Below are 16,246 nucleotides of genomic sequence, written 5' to 3' on the forward strand. Positions count from 1 at the left end.
CGTGTCGCTTACAAACAACTCATGTTCTGGGTCCCTCTGCTGCTCCTGGCCTGGGCCGTCGCCGGTGTGACGTGTCTGCGGCTGTGCCTGGCCGCCGTGCGCGGCGCCGCCGTGGCCGACCCCGGCCCCGACACGGGAGCGGGACGCGATCTGACGCTGTACGAGGCCGCGTTCCTGTCCGGCGGCCCCGCTCGGGTCGCCGACGTCACGCTGATCGCGATGGCCCGCCAGCGGCGGCTGCTGCTCGCGCACACCGGCTGGGCGACCGTGGTCGACCCGCGCGGGCGGGACGAGATGGAACGGTCGGTGATAGGGGCGATAGGGCCGCAGGGACAGTCGCCCCTCGCGCCGGTGCGGGCCGCCGCGGCGGCCGCGGACGCCGTGCGCGGGATATCCGAGCGGCTGGTCGGCGCCGGCCTCGCGGTGCCCGACGGTGCCGGGACGAGCGTCGCGGACGCGGTACGGCAGGTGCGGCTCGCCGTGCCGGCGGTGGCCGGGCTGGGGGCGGTCGCCCTGCTCATGCCGGTCGCGTCGGAGATGCCACGCCTGCTCGTCGCGCTGTGGTTCGTACTGCCGCTGGTGCTCACGCTGGGCTGTCTGGCCATAGCGCGGTTCGAGGTCCTCCCGTACTCGCCCTGGGCCTCCCCGGCGGGAGCGCGCCTGCTGGGCGCGCTGCCGCACGGCGCCGACGACGACCGCGCGTATCTCACCACCGTCGCCGTGCGCGGCCTCCGCGCGGTGGGCGAACCCGAACTGCGCGCCGCCTTCGCGCACCGGGGGTCCCACGAGCCGCATTGACGCCGACACCCCGGCGATCGGTGCTTGCCTGGAGCCGCCGACGTGCGAAACATCCCTTTTGTCGCCACCGTGCACCGAAGGGATCGTCGATGAGAACCGCCGCCGTCCAGCTGGCCGCCGGGTCCTTGCTGCTTACCACCCTGGCCGCCGCCCCGGCCGCCGCGGAACCCGCCGGCGCCGCGGTGCGCGGCACGGCGGCGGCCGCCGCGCGGGCCGCCGCGGAGGGTGTCGACTTCGGCGCGTGCCCCGCCGCGCAGGAGCTCCCGGGCACCGTTCGGTGCGGCACCGTGCGCGTCCCGCTCGACTACGCCCGCCCGGACGGCAGACAGCTCGCACTCACCGTCAGCCGCGTCCGCGCCACCGGCAAGGACCCCGGCAACGGCAGGCGCACGGTGCGCCGGCAGGGCTCGCTGGTCCACAACCCGGGTGGTCCGGGCGCCGGCGGCATGTACTTCCCCATGGTGGGCGTGCTGCCCGAGTGGAAGCGCGTCGCGGCGGCCTACGACCTCGTCGGCTACGCCCCGCGCGGGGTGGGCCGTTCGGCACCGCTGTCCTGCGCGGACCCGGGGACGTTCTTCAAGGGCCCCGCGCAGGCGCCCGTCCACCCGACGGCCGCGGAGAAGCGGGAGCGCGTCGCGCGGGCCGAGGCGTACGCGCGCGGGTGCGCCGAGCGGGGCGGCGACGCCCTGCGGCACTACAACTCGCTGAACAACGCCCGTGACCTGGACGTCCTGCGCGCCGCGCTGGGCGAGAACCGGCTGACGTTCCTGGGCTCGTCGTACGGCACATATCTCGGGGCGCTGTACGCCACCCTGTTCCCCTCGCACGTACGGCGGATGGTGTTCGACTCGGCGGTGAACCCGGACCCGAGGCGGATCTGGTACCGCAACAACCTCGACCAGTCGGCCGCGTTCGAGGACCGCTGGACCGACTTCAAGACCTGGGCGGCCCGGCACGACGACGTGTACGGACTCGGCGGCACCGCGCGCGAGGTGCAGCACGCGTACGAGAAGGCGGCCGCGCGGCTGGCGAAGAACCCGGCGGGCGGGAAGGTCGGGCCGGCGCAGTTGCAGGCGGCGTTCCTCAAGACCGGCTACTACGACGACTACTGGCCGTACCGCGCGCACGCCCTGTCGGCCTATCTGAAGGGCGATCCCGCGCCGCTGGTCGAACAGGCCCAGGAGTGGCCGGAAGCGGCGGCGGAGGCGGAGAACACGCGCGCGGTGTACCTCGCGGTGGAGTGCAACGACGCGCCCTGGCCGGCGGACTGGGAGGTGTGGGACCGGGACAACACCCGGCTCGCGCGCCGGGCACCCTTCGAGACCTGGGGCAATGTGTGGACCAACCTGCCGTGCGCCTTCTGGAAGGCGCCCCGGCAGCGCCCGCTGGACGTGCGCGCGGGGAGCGGCGAGCTGCCGCCGACGCTGATCCTGGCGGCCGAGCGGGACGCGGCCACCCCGTACGACGGCGCCCTGGAGCTGCACCGGCGGCTGGCTGGGTCGACGCTGGTGACCGAGCGGGACGCCGGGAGCCACGGTGTCGCGGGCGGACCCAACACCTGCGTCAACGCCCATCTGGAGGCGTATCTGCTGGACGGCCGGGTGCCGGGGCGGCGCGCCTCCTGCGCGCCGCACCCGGCACCGGAGCCGAAGCCGGTGGCGGCGGGCCGGACGGCCGAAGAGGCCCGGCCCGCCGTCTGATCAGGCCAGGCCGGCGACGAGTTCCGCGACGTCCTTGCGGCGGCCCGTGTAGAACGGCACCTCCTCGCGGACGTGCCTGCGGGCCTCCGAGCCGCGCAGATGGCGCATGAGGTCGACGATCCGGTCCAGTTCGTCGGCCTCGAAGGCGAGGATCCACTCGTAGTCGCCGAGGGAGAACGAGGCGACCGTGTTGGCGCGCACGTCGGGGTAGCCGCGGGCCATCTTGCCGTGGTCGGCGAGCATGCGCCGGCGGTCCTCGTCGGGCAGCAGGTACCAGTCGTAGGAGCGCACGAAGGGGTAGACGCTCACATAGTTGCGGGGCGTCTCGTCGGCGAGGAACGCCGGGATGTGCGACCGGTTGAACTCGGCGGGGCGGTGCAGCGCCATGTTCGACCAGACCGGCTCCAGCGCGCGGCCCAGCTTGGTGCGGCGGAACAGGTTGTAGGCCTCCTGGAGCTGGTCGGCCGTCTCGGCGTGCCACCAGATCATGAGGTCCGCGTCCGCGCGCAGGCCCGACACGTCGTAGGTGCCGCGGATCGTGACGTCCTTGGCGGCGAGCTGGTCGAACAGCTCCTGGACCTCGTCGGCGTACCCGGCGCGGTCCTCGGGCAGGACGTCCTTCAGCTTGAAGACGGACCAGAGGGTGTAGCGGATGACCTCGTTGAGGTCCTTGGCCAGCTTGCCCTTGTTGGGGATGCGGTCGGGGGTGGTGGCGTCGTCGCTCATGTCCTCATTCTCCTGCTCCGCCGTGGAGGCTCTGCACCGGGTGGTCGGTGAGCTGCCGCACAGCGCGCAGGTCACCGTGGATCTGGTCGGCGGCGGCGTACGCGCTCGCGATGCACGCGGGGATGCCGACACCGTCGTAGGCCGCGCCGCACACGGCGAGCCCGGCGAGACCGGCGAGGTGTTCGCGGACCCGGGCGACGCGCGCGTGGTGGCCGACGGGGTATTGGGGCAGACCGTCCTGCCAGCGGGTGACGCGGGTGGCGACGGGGGTGGCGTCCAGGCCGACGGCGGCCTTCAGGTCGTGCCGGGAGACGTCCACGAGGCCGTCGTCGTCGCGGCCGAGGATCTCCGTCTCGCCGTGCCGGCCGACGGAGGTGCGCAGGACGGCCAGGTCCGGGTTCTCGTCGGCGATCCAGGCCCATTTGCGTGAGGCGAAGGTGGACGCCTTGATGGTGTGTCCGTCGACGGGCGGCACCAGGAAGCCGCTGCCGTCGGGCAGGGCGGTCTCCGCGCGGCGGTAGGCGAGGGTGATCAGCGCCATGGAGGCGTACTCGACACCGGCGAGTTCGGCGGCGGCGCCGGGCGCCTCGGCGCGCAGCAGGGCGGCGGCGGCCGGGGCGGGGACGGCGACGACGACCGCGTCGGCGTGCAGCACCCGGTCGCCGGCGACGACCCGCCAGCCGTCCTCCGGCTCGCGGCGCAGTTCGGTGACCGGCGTGCCGGTGAGGATCTCCGCGCCGCGCGCGCGTACGGACTCGGCGACCGCGAGCGGGAGGGTGCCCACACCGCCCGCGATGCCCATGAAGACGGGGCCGGCCTGCTGGGCGGCGGCGGACCGGGCCTGGATCCCGCGCACGGCCTCGGTGAGGGAGGTGTGGGTCCGCGCGGCCTCGAACAGCTGCGGCACCGCGGAGCGCATCGAGATGCGGTACGCGTCACCGGCGTACACCCCGCCGAGCAGGGGCTCGACCAGCCGGTCGACGACCTCCCGGCCGACGCGCGCCGCCACATACTCGCCCACGGCCACGTCGTCGCCGACCTCGGTGCGGGGCAGGCCGGCGTCCCGTCCGATCCGGGCGAGCCCCTCGTCGGAGAGGACTCCGGCGAGGGCTTCGGCGGTGCCGGGTACGCCCATGACATGGCCCTTGGGCATGGGGTGCAGGGCGCCTCGGGTCCACAGGGAGGCGGTGGCGGTGGCCGGCGGCTGAAGGCGGTCGGCGAGGCCCACCTCGCGGGCGAGACCGACCGCTTCGGGGCGGCGGGCCAGCAGCGACTCGGCGCCGAGGTCGACGCGCGCGCCCGCGATCTCGCCCGGCAGCAGCTTGCCGCCGACCCGGTCCGAGGCCTCCAGCACGGTGACCCGCGCCCCGAGCTCCAGCAGCCGGTGCGCGGCGGCCAGCCCGGCGATTCCGGCTCCGACGACGACGATGTGCCGCCCCGGGGCCGCGTGTGTTCCGCTCATGGCTCCACCTTCTCAAACGCCGCCGGTCGTCCCGCCAGGGCCATGTGGCCCTGTCGAGTCCCGACCGTGACCGCATCGGGACCGTTCGACGCCAACGTCCCGCACCCCTCCCGCGTCGAAGGAGCGTCAGTCATCACCAGACGGGGGACTCCCATATGCGTATACGACGATCCCACGCCCTGGCCGGGGTCCTGCTGGCGGCGTCCGTCGCCGTCAGCGGGTGCAGCGGTTCGACGAACGACTCCGGCGGATCGACCGCCGACCGGGCCGCGGACGCCCCCGCGGCGGGGCAGGCCGCGCAGGAGGACGCGAAGCAGGGGGCGGGGGGCGGTTCGGCCGAGGGCGCGAAGGCGACGGCGGCACCGAAAGCCACCGCGAGCCACATCATCCGCACCGCCTCTCTGACCGTGCGGGTCAAGGACGTACCGCGGGCGCTGGACGAGGCCCGTACGGCGACGGAGACCGCCGGCGGCTACATCGGCGACGAGTCCACCCACCGGGACGCGACGGGCCACGAGCGCACACGTGTGGTGCTGCGCGTGCCCGTGGAGAAGTACGACGAGGTCCTCACCGAACTGGAGGGCACGGGCAAGCTCCTCCAGCGCAACGCCAAGGCGCGGGACGTCACCGACCAGGTGGTCGACGTGGAGTCCCGCATCACGTCCCAGCGGGCCAGTGTGGCGCGTATCCGGGAGCTGATGGACCGGGCCACCAGGCTCAGTGACGTGGTCACCCTGGAGGGCGAACTCAGCACCCGCCAGGCCGATCTGGAGTCCCTGCTCGCCCAGCAGGCGTCCCTGAGGGACCGCACCGGACTGGCCACCATCACCCTCACCCTGTCCGGGACGCCGGTGAAGAAGGCGGTGGAGGACGACGACGATCCCGGTTTCACGGACGCCCTCACGGGCGGCTGGGACGCCTTCGTGACGATGCTGCGCTGGCTGGCCGTGGTGATCGGCGCGGTCCTGCCGTTCGCGGCGGTGGCGGCGCTGCTGGTCCTGCTGTGGCTGAAGGCCGTACGGCCCCGGCTGCCCCGGCGTCCGGAGCGGGCGCCCGCGACGGCCGCGCCGGGCCCGCTGCCGGCGCACCGGCCGGCGGCCGAGGGCACGGACGGGAACGGGAAGGGCTGAGAACTCCCGGGCGGGCCTGAAATCCCCTGTCCCCGTAGCGTGTTCCCATGAACATGAGCGACGCGCGCGGTGCGGGGGAACGCCTGGTGGTGATCGGCGGTGACGCCGCGGGGATGTCCGCGGCGTCACAGGCCCGGCGGCTGAAGGGCCCGGACGAACTGGAGATCGTGGCGTTCGAACGCGGTCACTTCACCTCCTTCTCGGCGTGCGGCATCCCCTACTGGGTGGGCGGTGACGTCCCCGACCGGGAGCTGCTGATCGCCCGCACCGCCGGGGAGCACCGCGCACGGGACATCGATCTGCGGATGCGCACCGAGGTCACGGAACTCGACCCGGACCGGGGGCGGGTGCGCGCGCGGGACCTCGATTCGGGCGCCGAGTCCTGGACGTCGTACGACAAACTCGTGATCGCGACCGGTGCGCGGCCGATCCGTCCGGAGCTGCCCGGCATGGACGCCCCCGGCGTGCACGGTGTGCAGACCCTGGACGACGGCCAGGCCCTCCTCGACACGCTGTCCCGCACGCGCGGGCGGCGCGCGGTGGTCGTCGGGGCCGGGTACATCGGTGTGGAGATGGCCGAGGCGATGATCAACCGCGGTTACGAGGTGACGGTCGTCAACCGGGGCAGGGCGCCCATGGCCACCCTCGATCCCGACATGGGACTCCTGGTGCACCGGGCCATGGAGGGCATGGGCATCACCATGGTCAACAACGCCGAGGTCACCCGGCTGCTCACCGGCGACGACGGCAGGGTGCGGGCGGTCGCCACGCGGGACGCCGAGTACCCGGCCGACGTCGTGATCCTCGGTATCGGGGTACGGCCGGAGACGGCCCTCGCGCGGGCGGCCGGACTTCCGCTGGGGGAGCACGGCGGGCTGCTCACCGACCGGTCGATGCGGGTGCGCGGGTTCGAGAACATCTGGGCGGGCGGCGACTGCGTGGAGGTCCTCGACCTGGTCTCCGGGCAGCTGCGGCACATCCCACTGGGCACGCACGCCAACAAGCACGGCCAGATCATCGGCGCGAACGCGGGCGGCGGCTACGCGACCTTCCCGGGTGTGGTCGGTACGGCGGTCAGCAAGGTGTGCGACCTGGAGATCGCCCGCACCGGGCTGCGCGAGAAGGACGCCCACCGCGTGGGGCTGCGGTTCGAGTCGGTCACCATCGAGTCGACCAGCCGCGCGGGCTACTACCCGAACCCTTCCCCCATGACGGTGAAGATGCTCGCCGAACTGCGCACCGGCCGCCTCCTCGGCGTCCAGATCGTCGGCCGCGAGGGCGCGGGCAAACGCGTCGACATCGCGGCGGTGGCCCTCACGGCAGGCATGACCGTCGACCGGATGACGGCCCTGGACCTCGGCTACGCCCCACCGTTCTCCCCGGTCTGGGACCCGGTCCTGGTAGCGGCCCGGAAGGCAGCGACGAAAATCAGGGCGAGCGTGTGAGGAGGGGCGGATCAGCGCCCTGGAAGGGGCGCGGGGCTGTGCCGACATGCGGCTCCGCCGGGTGGGCGCGATCAACCACGCACGCCCGCACCGGCAGACGCGGCCAACCCCTACGGCGTCACGCCGTCCCGTTGATCCGCTCGATCGCCTGCCGAGCCTGCTCCGCCGGCGGGCGTGACGGCAACGACGCCACAGACGCCCCCGAGGCTCCCGAGGCGCCGGCCTCCGGCATGGGCGCGGACGCCGGCGCCGCAGCCGCGGGCCTCGCGTGAGCGGCGCTCTTCACGGAGCGCAACCGATGCCCCACCGCCTCGTCGAGCGTCACCGGCCGCTGCAACTGCGCCGCGAGCCGCCCCGCCTCCTGGCCGAGCCGGGCGACGTCCTCCCACGGAATCCGCACCACGAGCGTGAGTTCGGCCTCGCCGTCCGGAGTCGCGTGCATCGCGGGAGTCACTCGGTCGTTCATCGCCAGTTTCCTCACGTAGGGCCCGCGGCCCCTTCCCCGGGCCGCGGGCGTTGACGACTCATACGCACGGCCGGACGGTGGCGTTCAACGGCGCCCCGGATTCACCTCCCGGCGCCCGGGCAGTAGTGGGATGTGGTCATCCCGGTCCATGACGTGAACCCCGCGCGGCGCACCCCCTGGGTGACGTACGCGCTCCTCGCCGCGAACTTCGTGGTCTTCGTCGTCCTCACGCCCGGCACGGTCGGGGGCGGCGGTCTGGCCGACCTGTGTCATCTGCAGGCGTTCCTGGACCGGTACGCGGCGGTGCCGCAGGAGCTGATCCACCACCGGCTGCCGGACCTGGTGCCCACCGGCGGCACCGGCGTGGGGCCGCGGGGCCCCGGGTGCGTGATCGGCCCGCCGGGCTATGAGAAGTCGCCGGAGCTGAGCGTCCTGACGGCGATGTTCCTGCACGGCGGCTGGCTGCATCTGCTGGGCAACATGCTGTTCCTGTGGATCTTCGGCAACAACATCGAGGACCGCATGGGGCACCTCCGCTACCTGCTGTTCTACCTGGTCTGCGGGTATGCGGCCGCGTACGGTTTCGCCGTGCTCAACGCCGGCTCGGGCGAGCCGCTGATCGGCGCCTCCGGGGCGATCGCCGGCGTGCTCGGCGCCTATCTGATGCTGTATCCGAAGGCCCGCGTCTGGGTCCTCGTCCCGTTCCTGATCTTCCTGCCGCTGCGGCTGCCCGCCTGGATGGTGCTGGGCCTGTGGTTCGTGCTGCAGGCGGTGTACTCGTCCGGGCAGGGCGTCGCCGACGCGGGGACGGTGGCGTACGTGGCGCATGTCGTCGGTTTCGTGGCGGGCATGCTGCTCGCCTGGCCGCTGCGCCCGGGCACTCCCCCGCCGCCCGAGCCGAGGGGTGTGCTGTTCGGCAGGCGGGCGCGGCCGGGGCGGCGGTCCGGGTGGCCCGGTTAGTCCGCCCCGGTCCCCGGCGTACGCGGTGGGTCAGTGTGCCGTACGGGTGTGGACGTACTCCACGAGGCGGGTCAGGGCGTCCGCGTCGGTGTTCGGCATGACGCCGTGGCCGAGGTTGAAGATGTGGCCCTCCAGGCCGGCGGCCGAGTCCAGGACCTCCTGTGCCTTCGTCTCGACGGCCTCCCGGCCGGCGAACAGCACGGTCGGGTCGAGGTTGCCCTGGATCGCCTTGCCGGGGCCGACCCGGCGGGCGGCCTCGTCCAGCGGGACGCGCCAGTCGGCGCCGACGACGTCCGCGCCGGCCTCGCCCATGGGCTTCAGCAGCTCACCGGTGCCGACGCCGAAGTGGATGCGCGGGACACCGTAACCGGCCACCGCGTCGAACACCTTCGTGGAGGAGGCCAGCACCGAGCGCCGGTAGTCGGCCGGGGCGAGGGCGCCCGCCCAGGAGTCGAAGAGCTGGACGGCGGAGGCGCCGGCCTCGATCTGCACCTTCAGGAAGGCGGCGGTGATGTCGGCGAGACGGTCGAGCAGGTCGGCCCAGAGCTCCGGGTCGCCGTACATCATCGCCTTGGCGTTCTCGTACGTACGGGACGGGCCGCCCTCGACGAGGTAGCTCGCGAGGGTGAAGGGGGCGCCGGCGAAGCCGATCAGCGGGGTGGACCCGAGCTCGCGGGTGAGCATGCCGACGGCCTCGGTGACGTAGGAGACGTCCTCGGGGGTGAGGTCGCGCAGCCGGGCGAGGTCGGCGCGGGTGCGCACCGGCTGCTCGACGACCGGGCCGATGCCGGGCTTGATGTCGAGGTCAATGCCGATGGCCTTGAGCGGGACGACGATGTCGCTGAAGTAGATCGCGGCGTCGACGTGGTGGCGGCGCACCGGCTGCAGGGTGATCTCGGTGACCAGGTCGGGGCGCATGCAGGAGTCGAGCATGCCGATGCCCTCGCGGACCTTGCGGTACTCCGGCAGTGAGCGGCCGGCCTGGCGCATGAACCACACCGGCGTGTGCGGCACGGGCTCGCGCCGGCACGCCTTGAGGAAGGCCGATTCCCGGACTGCATCGTTCCTGACGGGAGCGGGGGTCACGGTCGGCGTCTGGCCCGTCGGGCTTGCGTTGGCACTCACCCGGCCAGTCTCCCATGAGCCGCCCGAGTGCCGGGACCCGCCCGTGGGCCGGGGCCTCGCGGGGCGGGATCCGGACACCGCCGGGCGGCGCGGGTGTCCCTCCCTGCGCCGGGGGCCCGTTCCGCTTAACCTTCCCCGCATGGCTGCGGCTCAGGGACGACTGTCGGACGGCGCTGGCGGAATGGACGAACGGAAGGAGAGCGAAGGGGACCCGGGGCAGGGGGGTGCGCCCCCGTTGCCCTTCCGGACCGCTGTCGACGCGCTGCGCGGTGCGCGGCTGCGGCCGCAGATCGAGGTGGATCCCACGCCCGCGCCGAAGCGGCTGGCGCCGTACGCGTACGCGCTGGAGGCGGCGGTCGTCGACGGCGAGGAGGATCTCGCCGACGGCAGGCTCGTCCTGCTGCACGACCCGGCCGGGCACGACGGCTGGCGGGGCACCTTCCGCCTGGTGACGCTGGTGCGCGCGGAGCTGGAGCCGGAGATGGCGGCGGATCCGCTGCTGCCGGACGTGTGCTGGTCGTGGCTGACGGGTGCGCTGACGGCGCGCGGACTGACGTACGGCGAGCCGAGCGGCACGGTGACGCGCGCGAGTTCCCACTACTTCGGCGGGCTGTCCGAGCGGCCCGCCGCCTCGCAGATCGAGATCCGGGCCTCCTGGACGCCCCGGGAGGGTCTGGGCGGGGCTCCGGACACGGCCGCGCATCTGGTCGCGTGGTCCGATCTGCTGGCGCAGGTCGCGGGGCTCCCGCCGGCCGCTGCCGGGGACGCCTCCGTGGTGACGCTGCCGCAGCGCAGGGGCCCGCAGTCGCGCTGAGCTGCCCGCTCGGGGCCGCCGGCAATCATCCACATCCATCTCTTTGTCGATACGGCCACTTTCGGAAGCGTTGTGACCGAGACCGGAACCGTTCGATCTTCGAATGATCGCTCGCGCGTCCGAATTGCTCGGATTGTTACTCATCACTTCGTGATCATTCGTTAAAGGACACCAGGTTTGTTGCCGAAGACGACTGTGACCTTGAAAGCACGGTTCGTCCTGGCTCCGCCCCCCACGAGCCGGCCCCGCCCCGCCCCGCCCCCCAGGAGGCCTGGTGTCCGTTCTCCTCGAGCAGCCCGCAAGCCTGGTCGCCTACCGCCCGAACAAGCCGACCGCCATGGTGGTCGTGGCCGACCCGCGTGTCCGTTCCACCGTCACCCGCCATCTGTGGGCGCTCGGGGTACGCGATGTCATCGAGGCCTCGTCCGTCGCGGAGGCTCGTCCCCGCGTCGGCAACCCCCGCGACATCTGCGTCGCCGAAGTCCATCTGCCGGACGGTTCCGGCCTCACCCTCCTCTCCGAGACCCGCGCCGCGGGCTGGCCCAACGGCCTCGCCCTCTCCGCGGCCGACGACATCGGCGCGGTGCGCAACGCGCTGGCCGGTGGCGTGAAGGGCTACGTCGTCACCGGCACCCGCACCAACCTCGGGCTCCCCACCCGCCCCGGTGCGGCCCCCATCGGCGCCGCCGCCGCACGCCTGCACCGCCGCCCCCCGGGTGCCCCGAGCCACCCGGGCGGCTACCGCGAGCTGTCGGGCCGTGAGGTCGAGGTGCTGCGGCTGGTGGCGGAGGGCCAGTCGAACAAGGCGATCGGTGTGTCCATGGGCCTGTCCGCCCTGACCGTCAAGAGCCACCTCGCCCGGATCGCCCGCAAGCTCGGCACGGGCGACCGGGCCGGGATGGTCGCGGTGGCGCTGCGTACCGGCATCATCCACTGACCACTGTCCGCCCGATCCCCGGCGCCCGTCACGGTCCACGACCGCGGCGGGCGTCTTGGTCGTCTCCGGCGCGGCCTGTTCTCGCTGGTCAGTCATGCCCGCCCGGACGGGGACAGATTCGGCCGCCGTCCGGGCGGATACCCTTGACAGGTGACCGACGCCCACGACACCGCAGCAGACAGTTCACTGCGCACCACCGGAGGCGCCCCTCCGGACGACGGCGGATCTTCTGCTACGGAGGCGCCGATCCCCTTGCTCGAACCCCGCGAGGGCATTCCGCCCGTGATCGCGGACGAGACCGCGCTCGCCGAGGTCGTCGCCGCGTTCGCCGCCGGCACCGGCCCGGTCGCCGTGGACGCCGAGCGTGCCTCCGGCTACCGCTACGGCCAGCGCGCCTATCTGGTGCAGCTGCGCCGCGAGGGCGCCGGGAGCGCGCTGATCGACCCCGTCGCCTGCCCCGACCTGTCCGCCCTGGGCGAGGCGCTGTCCGGCGTCGAGTGGGTGCTGCACGCGGCCACCCAGGATCTGCCCTGTCTGCGCGAGATAGGCATGGTGCCCACCCGCCTCTTCGACACCGAACTGGCCGGCCGGCTCGCCGGGTTCCCCCGGGTCGGGCTCGGCGCGATGGTGGAGAACGTGCTCGGCTTCGTCCTGGAGAAGGGCCACTCCGCCGTCGACTGGTCCACCCGCCCGCTCCCCGAGCCCTGGCTGCGCTACGCCGCCCTCGACGTCGAGCTCCTGGTCGACCTGCGCGACGCGCTGGAGAAGGAGCTGGACCGGCAGGGCAAGCTGGACTGGGCCCGTCAGGAGTTCGACGCCATCGCGTCGGCTCCGCCGCCGGAGCCCCGCAAGGACCCGTGGCGGCGCACCTCCGGCATGCACAAGGTGCGCCGGCGCCGGCAGATGGGCGTCGTCCGGGAGCTGTGGCAGCTGCGCGACCGGATCGCCCAGCGCCGGGACGTCTCCCCCGGCAAGGTGCTCTCGGACGCGGCGATCGTCGAGGCCGCGCTCGCCCTGCCGGCCAACCACCACGCCCTGGCCGCGCTCAACGGCTTCGGGCAGCGGGTGGGGCGGCGCCAGCTGGAGCAGTGGCAGGCCGCCGTCGACCGGGCGAAGGCGCTGAGCGAGGCCCAGCTGCCCCAGCCCGGCCAGCCCGTGACCGGGCCCCCGCCGCCGCGCGCGTGGGCCGACAAGGACCCGGCGGCCGCGGCGCGGCTGTCCGCGGCGCGGGCCGGGGTCAGTGCGCTGGCGGAGCGGCTGGGGATGCCGCCCGAGAATCTGATCACGCCGGACACGGTGCGGAGGGTCTGCTGGGAGCCGCCGCAGCCTGCCGATGGGCAGTCCGTCGCCCTGGCGCTGGCAGGCTGGGGAGCGCGTGCGTGGCAGGTCGAGCAGGTCACGCCGGTGTTGGTGGCCGCACTGTCCGTGTCCGCCTAGTCGCCGTACGGCGGGTTTCGTCGTACGGCGGGGGCCGGCGCCTGCCGTGGCCGGTCGCGCCCACGCGGCGGATCCGCACGTCGATACCGCCGCGCGCCCCTTCGGGGCGCCCGTGTGGGCGCTTCCTGAAGGCTGTCCCTACTTCGTCGCCCCCCTCATGAAGCCGTTGTAGATGAAGCGTTGGAGGAAGAGGAAGACCAGGAGGGTGGGGAGGATGACCAGGACCGCGCCTGCCGAGATGGTCTCCCAGTGGGCGCCGAAGGGGCCCTTGAAGCGGAACAGGGACGTCGAGATCACGCCAAGATCCTCCGAGGGCATGTAGAGGAACGGGATGTAGAAGTCGTTGTAGACGTTGATCCCCTTCACGATGACCACCGTCGCGATCGCCGGTTTCAGCAGCGGGAAGATCACCTTGCGGTAGACGGTGAACGCGCCCGCGCCGTCCAGCCGGGCCGCCTCGTCCAGGGAGATGGGGATGGAGCGGATGAACTGCAGGAAGATGTAGATCGACACGATGTCCGTGCCCATGTAGAGCGCGATCGGCGCCCACAGGCTGTCGAACATGCCGAAGCTGTTGACGATCTGGAAGGTCGCCACCTGGGTGGTCACCCCGGGGACCAGCGCGGCGAGCAGGAACAGGACGACGACCAGTTTCCGGAACCGGAACCGGAAGCGGTCGATCGCGTACGCCGTCATCGAGCCGATGAGGATCGTGCCGCCCACGGCGACGACGAGGATGATCGCCGTATTGCCGAACGCGGACAGCATCCGGCCGTCCCGGAACGCCGTCACATAGTTGCCGAGGTTCAGCGGGTCGTCGGGCAGCGCCAGTGCCCCGCTGCCGTTCGCCATCTCCTCGGACGACTTCAGCGAGGTCAGGAAGACCACGGTGAGCGGCAGCAGGACGACGAGCGTGGCGAGGATCAGGGACACGTACACGAGGGTGCGGGCCACGGTGCGGCGGGTCATACCAGGTCCACCTTTTCGTCGGGGACGACGCGCCGCTGCACCCAGGTGACCGCCAGGACGATCAGCAGGAGGACGACGGCGGCGGCCGAGGCGAGTCCCGTCTTGTTGAACTGGAAGGCCAGCTTCACCGTCTGGATGACGAAGGTCTCGGTACCGGTGGCGCCGCCGGTCATGATGTAGGGGATCTCGAAGACCGACAGCGAGCCGGAGACGGAGAGGATCACGCTCAGGCTCAGTACGGGTCTGATGCCGGGCGCGATGATGTAGCGGAACTGGTGCCAGCGGCTCGCCCCGTCGATCTCGGCGGCCTCGTACAGCTCGCCCGGGATGGACTGGATGGCGCCGAGGAAGAGGACGAAGTTCAGGCCGGTGTAGCGCCAGACGGAGACACCGGCGAGCGACGTGTTCGCGGAGAACGGCGTACCCAGCCAGGCGTGATCGGTCCGGACGCCGAGCAGACCCAGTACCGAGTCGAGGGTGCCGCCGTCCTGGAAGAAGTAGAGGAAGACGAAACCGATCGCCACCCCGTTGATCAGGTACGGGAAGAACAGCACGCCCTTGAAGAAGTTCCGGAAGCGGACGTCGAAGCTGAGGATCGTGGCGAAGTAGAGAGCGGCGACGATCTGCACCACGGAGGCGGCCAGGTAGTAGCCGCTGACGAAGAAGACCTCGAACAGCTCGGAGCGGGTGAGGAGTTCGGTGTAGTTCCCGGTGCCGGTCCAGTTCAGTTCGGGGCTGACGCCGTCCCAGTCGGTGAAGCTGTACGCGATCATGTTGGCGATCGGCGCGTAGGTGAAGGTCAGCAGCAGGGCCAGCGGGGCGATCAGGAAGAGCCACGGGGTGAGGCCGCGCGTCAGCCGGGTGCGGCGCGGGGCGGCCGCGGCCCGTTCCGGCCCGGCGGGCGCGGCCGGGGGAACCGGCCGCGCCGCCTTGCGGGTGATGTCCGTCATCAGGACCCCAGCGAGTTCCGTGCCTCGGCCCAGCGCTCGCCGAGGTCGCCGAGGTAGTCGTCGAGTCCGCCCTCGCGGGCGCCGCGGGCGAGGTCGACGAGTTCCTGGCGGTAGTCGGGCTTGTAGATGCCGACCTCGGACTGGTTGTCGATGGACTTCACCTCGGCGCCCTTGGTGTCGTCGAGGTCGATGAGCTTGACGCCCTTCTCCTCGTACGGCTCGAGGATGTCGGGCAGCGGGGCGTCCTTCAGCGGGGACAGGGCGAGATTGGCCGCCGCGTAGCCGGACTTGTCGGTGAACCAGTCGATCCAGGCGCGGGCGGCCTCCTTGTGGTCGGAGTTGACGTTGACGGCCTGCTGGTAGTCCGGCGAGGTCACCGCGCAGAAGACGCCGTCCCGTTGGGCGGGGAAGGGCATGAAGCCGATGTCGGCGGGGTCGGTGCCGGCCTGCTTCGCGGCGTCCCGCATCTGGACGACGGCCCAGGAGCCGAGCCACATCGTGGCGATCTCGCCCTTGGCCAGCTTGGGCTTGGAACCCTCCCAGTTGGTGGTGGTCGGGTCCTTCTCCACGAGTCCGCCGCGCACGATGTCGTACAACAGGGTGTCGCCCACGCGCAGATCGGCGCCCTCGGCCCACGGGTCGCCGTCGGCGAGCCTGGTGGTGGCGCCGGTGTCGCAGCCGACGGAGCCGTTGACGTTGGTCCACTGGGTCAGCGGCCACATGTCCTTGAAGTTGGTGTAGTACGGCACCGCGTCGGTCCTCGACTTGACCGCCTTCAGATCGGCGAGGAACTCGGCCGGGGTGGTGGGCCATTCGGTGACACCGGCCTCGCTCCACACCTTCTTGTTGTAGATGAAGCCGGGGACCACACCGATCGGGCTCTGGCCGTAGACCTTGCCGTCGACGGTGGAGTAGTCGGTGAAGCGGTACTTGGCGCCGCGCTCCTCCTTGGTGCCCAGCGAGGCGAAGAACCTGGGGTAGTCCTTCTTCTCGATGACCGCCGGGATCATGAGGACGTCGCCGTAGTTCTCCGTGTTCATACGGATCTTGACCTCACCCTCGTAGTCGGTGAGGCCGTCGAACTCGACCTTCACCCCGGGGTAGGTCCTGTTGAACTCGGCGGCGTACTTCTTCATCGTCCCGTCCTGCACCAGGTCCGTACGGTGGGTGAGGACCGTGATGGTGCCCTTGACCTCGGAGGGATCGTCGGGGGCCTTGGCGTCCGCACCCTTCGAGGAACTCCCCGTGCCCGTGCAGGCGGAGGCCAGGAGGGCGAGGACGGCGATCGATCCGGCGAGTACCTTACGGCGGTTCATGTGCACCAGCT

15 protein-coding genes are annotated in these 16,246 nt (G+C 72.3%); 8 read left to right on the forward strand and 7 right to left on the reverse strand.

All coding sequences use genetic code 11. The features are described 5' to 3' along the window. The first annotated feature begins 21 nt into the window (after positions 1-21). Together ACGFR9_RS03135 and ACGFR9_RS03140 are read left to right on the forward strand one after the other, a co-directional pair. Positions 22-798, forward strand: coding sequence for a TIGR04222 domain-containing membrane protein (locus ACGFR9_RS03135; protein WP_393202374.1), 777 nt, complete (start codon positions 22-24; stop codon positions 796-798). An 89-nt stretch (positions 799-887) separates the two neighbouring features. Further along, positions 888-2,498 carry an alpha/beta hydrolase gene (locus ACGFR9_RS03140; RefSeq protein ID WP_393202376.1) on the forward strand — a complete coding sequence of 537 codons (1,611 nt, stop codon included), beginning with the start codon at positions 888-890 and terminating at the stop codon, positions 2,496-2,498. Here the strand turns inward: ACGFR9_RS03140 and hemQ are convergent, their stop codons facing one another. Together hemQ and hemG are read right to left on the reverse strand one after the other, a co-directional pair. Further along, positions 2,499-3,224: a hydrogen peroxide-dependent heme synthase gene (hemQ, locus tag ACGFR9_RS03145; protein WP_393202378.1), complete on the reverse strand. Its 726-nt coding sequence runs from the start codon at positions 3,222-3,224 to the stop codon at positions 2,499-2,501. Positions 3,225-3,228: 4 nt separating this feature from the next. Continuing rightward, positions 3,229-4,686, reverse strand: coding sequence for a protoporphyrinogen oxidase (hemG, locus tag ACGFR9_RS03150; RefSeq protein WP_393202380.1), 1,458 nt, complete (start codon positions 4,684-4,686; stop codon positions 3,229-3,231). A gap of 155 nt (positions 4,687-4,841) precedes the next feature. Between hemG and ACGFR9_RS03155 the strand changes: the two genes are divergently transcribed. Both ACGFR9_RS03155 and ACGFR9_RS03160 read left to right on the forward strand, forming a co-directional pair. Next, complete coding sequence (locus ACGFR9_RS03155) at positions 4,842-5,816, forward strand: DUF4349 domain-containing protein (RefSeq protein ID WP_393202382.1); 975 nt, start codon at positions 4,842-4,844, stop codon at positions 5,814-5,816. A gap of 47 nt (positions 5,817-5,863) precedes the next feature. Then, positions 5,864-7,261 (forward strand): FAD-dependent oxidoreductase, encoded by a 1,398-nt coding sequence (locus ACGFR9_RS03160; RefSeq protein WP_393202384.1) that lies wholly within the window; start codon positions 5,864-5,866, stop codon positions 7,259-7,261. A gap of 118 nt (positions 7,262-7,379) precedes the next feature. On the opposite strand, the gene ACGFR9_RS03165 is transcribed toward ACGFR9_RS03160, so the two are convergent. Continuing rightward, on the reverse strand, positions 7,380-7,727 hold the full coding sequence (locus ACGFR9_RS03165) for a hypothetical protein (protein WP_393202386.1): 348 nt from the start codon (positions 7,725-7,727) through the stop codon (positions 7,380-7,382). Between the two features lie 132 nt (positions 7,728-7,859). Here ACGFR9_RS03165 and ACGFR9_RS03170 point away from each other — a divergent pair, with 132 nt between their 5' ends. Continuing rightward, on the forward strand, positions 7,860-8,687 hold the full coding sequence (locus ACGFR9_RS03170) for a rhomboid family intramembrane serine protease (RefSeq protein WP_393202388.1): 828 nt from the start codon (positions 7,860-7,862) through the stop codon (positions 8,685-8,687). A gap of 30 nt (positions 8,688-8,717) precedes the next feature. On the opposite strand, the gene hemE is transcribed toward ACGFR9_RS03170, so the two are convergent. Next, entirely contained in the window at positions 8,718-9,812 is a 1,095-nt protein-coding gene (gene hemE / locus ACGFR9_RS03175; protein WP_393202390.1) for a uroporphyrinogen decarboxylase, read from the reverse strand. Positions 9,813-9,951: 139 nt separating this feature from the next. Between hemE and ACGFR9_RS03180 the strand changes: the two genes are divergently transcribed. From ACGFR9_RS03180 to ACGFR9_RS03190, 3 genes are all read left to right on the forward strand, one after another. Continuing rightward, the gene (locus tag ACGFR9_RS03180) at positions 9,952-10,626 is read left to right on the forward strand and encodes a DUF3000 domain-containing protein (RefSeq protein WP_393202392.1); all 675 of its coding nucleotides are present in this window, start codon (positions 9,952-9,954) and stop codon (positions 10,624-10,626) included. 274 nt (positions 10,627-10,900) lie between these two features. Beyond that, positions 10,901-11,563: a response regulator transcription factor gene (locus ACGFR9_RS03185; protein ID WP_030212648.1), complete on the forward strand. Its 663-nt coding sequence runs from the start codon at positions 10,901-10,903 to the stop codon at positions 11,561-11,563. A gap of 150 nt (positions 11,564-11,713) precedes the next feature. After that, positions 11,714-13,000 (forward strand): ribonuclease D, encoded by a 1,287-nt coding sequence (locus ACGFR9_RS03190; protein ID WP_393202394.1) that lies wholly within the window; start codon positions 11,714-11,716, stop codon positions 12,998-13,000. 138 nt (positions 13,001-13,138) lie between these two features. Here ACGFR9_RS03190 and ACGFR9_RS03195 read toward each other — a convergent pair whose 3' ends face one another. From ACGFR9_RS03195 to ACGFR9_RS03205, 3 genes are read right to left on the reverse strand one after another with little or no spacing between them, the layout of a single operon-like run. Continuing rightward, positions 13,139-13,969, reverse strand: coding sequence for a carbohydrate ABC transporter permease (locus ACGFR9_RS03195; protein ID WP_393202396.1), 831 nt, complete (start codon positions 13,967-13,969; stop codon positions 13,139-13,141). Beyond that, positions 13,966-14,919: a carbohydrate ABC transporter permease gene (locus ACGFR9_RS03200; RefSeq protein WP_393202398.1), complete on the reverse strand. Its 954-nt coding sequence runs from the start codon at positions 14,917-14,919 to the stop codon at positions 13,966-13,968. The genes ACGFR9_RS03195 and ACGFR9_RS03200 overlap by 4 nt, the downstream gene beginning before the upstream one ends. Beyond that, positions 14,919-16,235, reverse strand: coding sequence for an ABC transporter substrate-binding protein (locus tag ACGFR9_RS03205; RefSeq protein ID WP_393202400.1), 1,317 nt, complete (start codon positions 16,233-16,235; stop codon positions 14,919-14,921). The genes ACGFR9_RS03200 and ACGFR9_RS03205 overlap by 1 nt, the downstream gene beginning before the upstream one ends. Positions 16,236-16,246: the final 11 nt, after the last annotated feature.

This window comes from Streptomyces sp. NPDC048584, from assembly GCF_043199595.1.
In the GTDB taxonomy this organism is placed as follows: Bacteria; Actinomycetota; Actinomycetes; order Streptomycetales; family Streptomycetaceae; genus Streptomyces; species Streptomyces edwardsiae.

Coding starts and splice junctions, on each gene's coding strand:
- ACGFR9_RS03135 (WP_393202374.1), top strand. CDS start 22: ATGTTCTGGGTCCCTCTGCTGCTCCTGGCCTGGGCCGTCGCCGGTGTG.
- ACGFR9_RS03140 (WP_393202376.1), top strand. CDS start 888: ATGAGAACCGCCGCCGTCCAGCTGGCCGCCGGGTCCTTGCTGCTTACC.
- hemQ (WP_393202378.1), bottom strand. CDS start 3,224: ATGAGCGACGACGCCACCACCCCCGACCGCATCCCCAACAAGGGCAAG.
- hemG (WP_393202380.1), bottom strand. CDS start 4,686: ATGAGCGGAACACACGCGGCCCCGGGGCGGCACATCGTCGTCGTCGGA.
- ACGFR9_RS03155 (WP_393202382.1), top strand. CDS start 4,842: ATGCGTATACGACGATCCCACGCCCTGGCCGGGGTCCTGCTGGCGGCG.
- ACGFR9_RS03160 (WP_393202384.1), top strand. CDS start 5,864: ATGAACATGAGCGACGCGCGCGGTGCGGGGGAACGCCTGGTGGTGATC.
- ACGFR9_RS03165 (WP_393202386.1), bottom strand. CDS start 7,727: ATGAACGACCGAGTGACTCCCGCGATGCACGCGACTCCGGACGGCGAG.
- ACGFR9_RS03180 (WP_393202392.1), top strand. CDS start 9,952: ATGGCTGCGGCTCAGGGACGACTGTCGGACGGCGCTGGCGGAATGGAC.
- ACGFR9_RS03195 (WP_393202396.1), bottom strand. CDS start 13,969: ATGACCCGCCGCACCGTGGCCCGCACCCTCGTGTACGTGTCCCTGATC.
- ACGFR9_RS03200 (WP_393202398.1), bottom strand. CDS start 14,919: ATGACGGACATCACCCGCAAGGCGGCGCGGCCGGTTCCCCCGGCCGCG.
- ACGFR9_RS03205 (WP_393202400.1), bottom strand. CDS start 16,235: ATGAACCGCCGTAAGGTACTCGCCGGATCGATCGCCGTCCTCGCCCTC.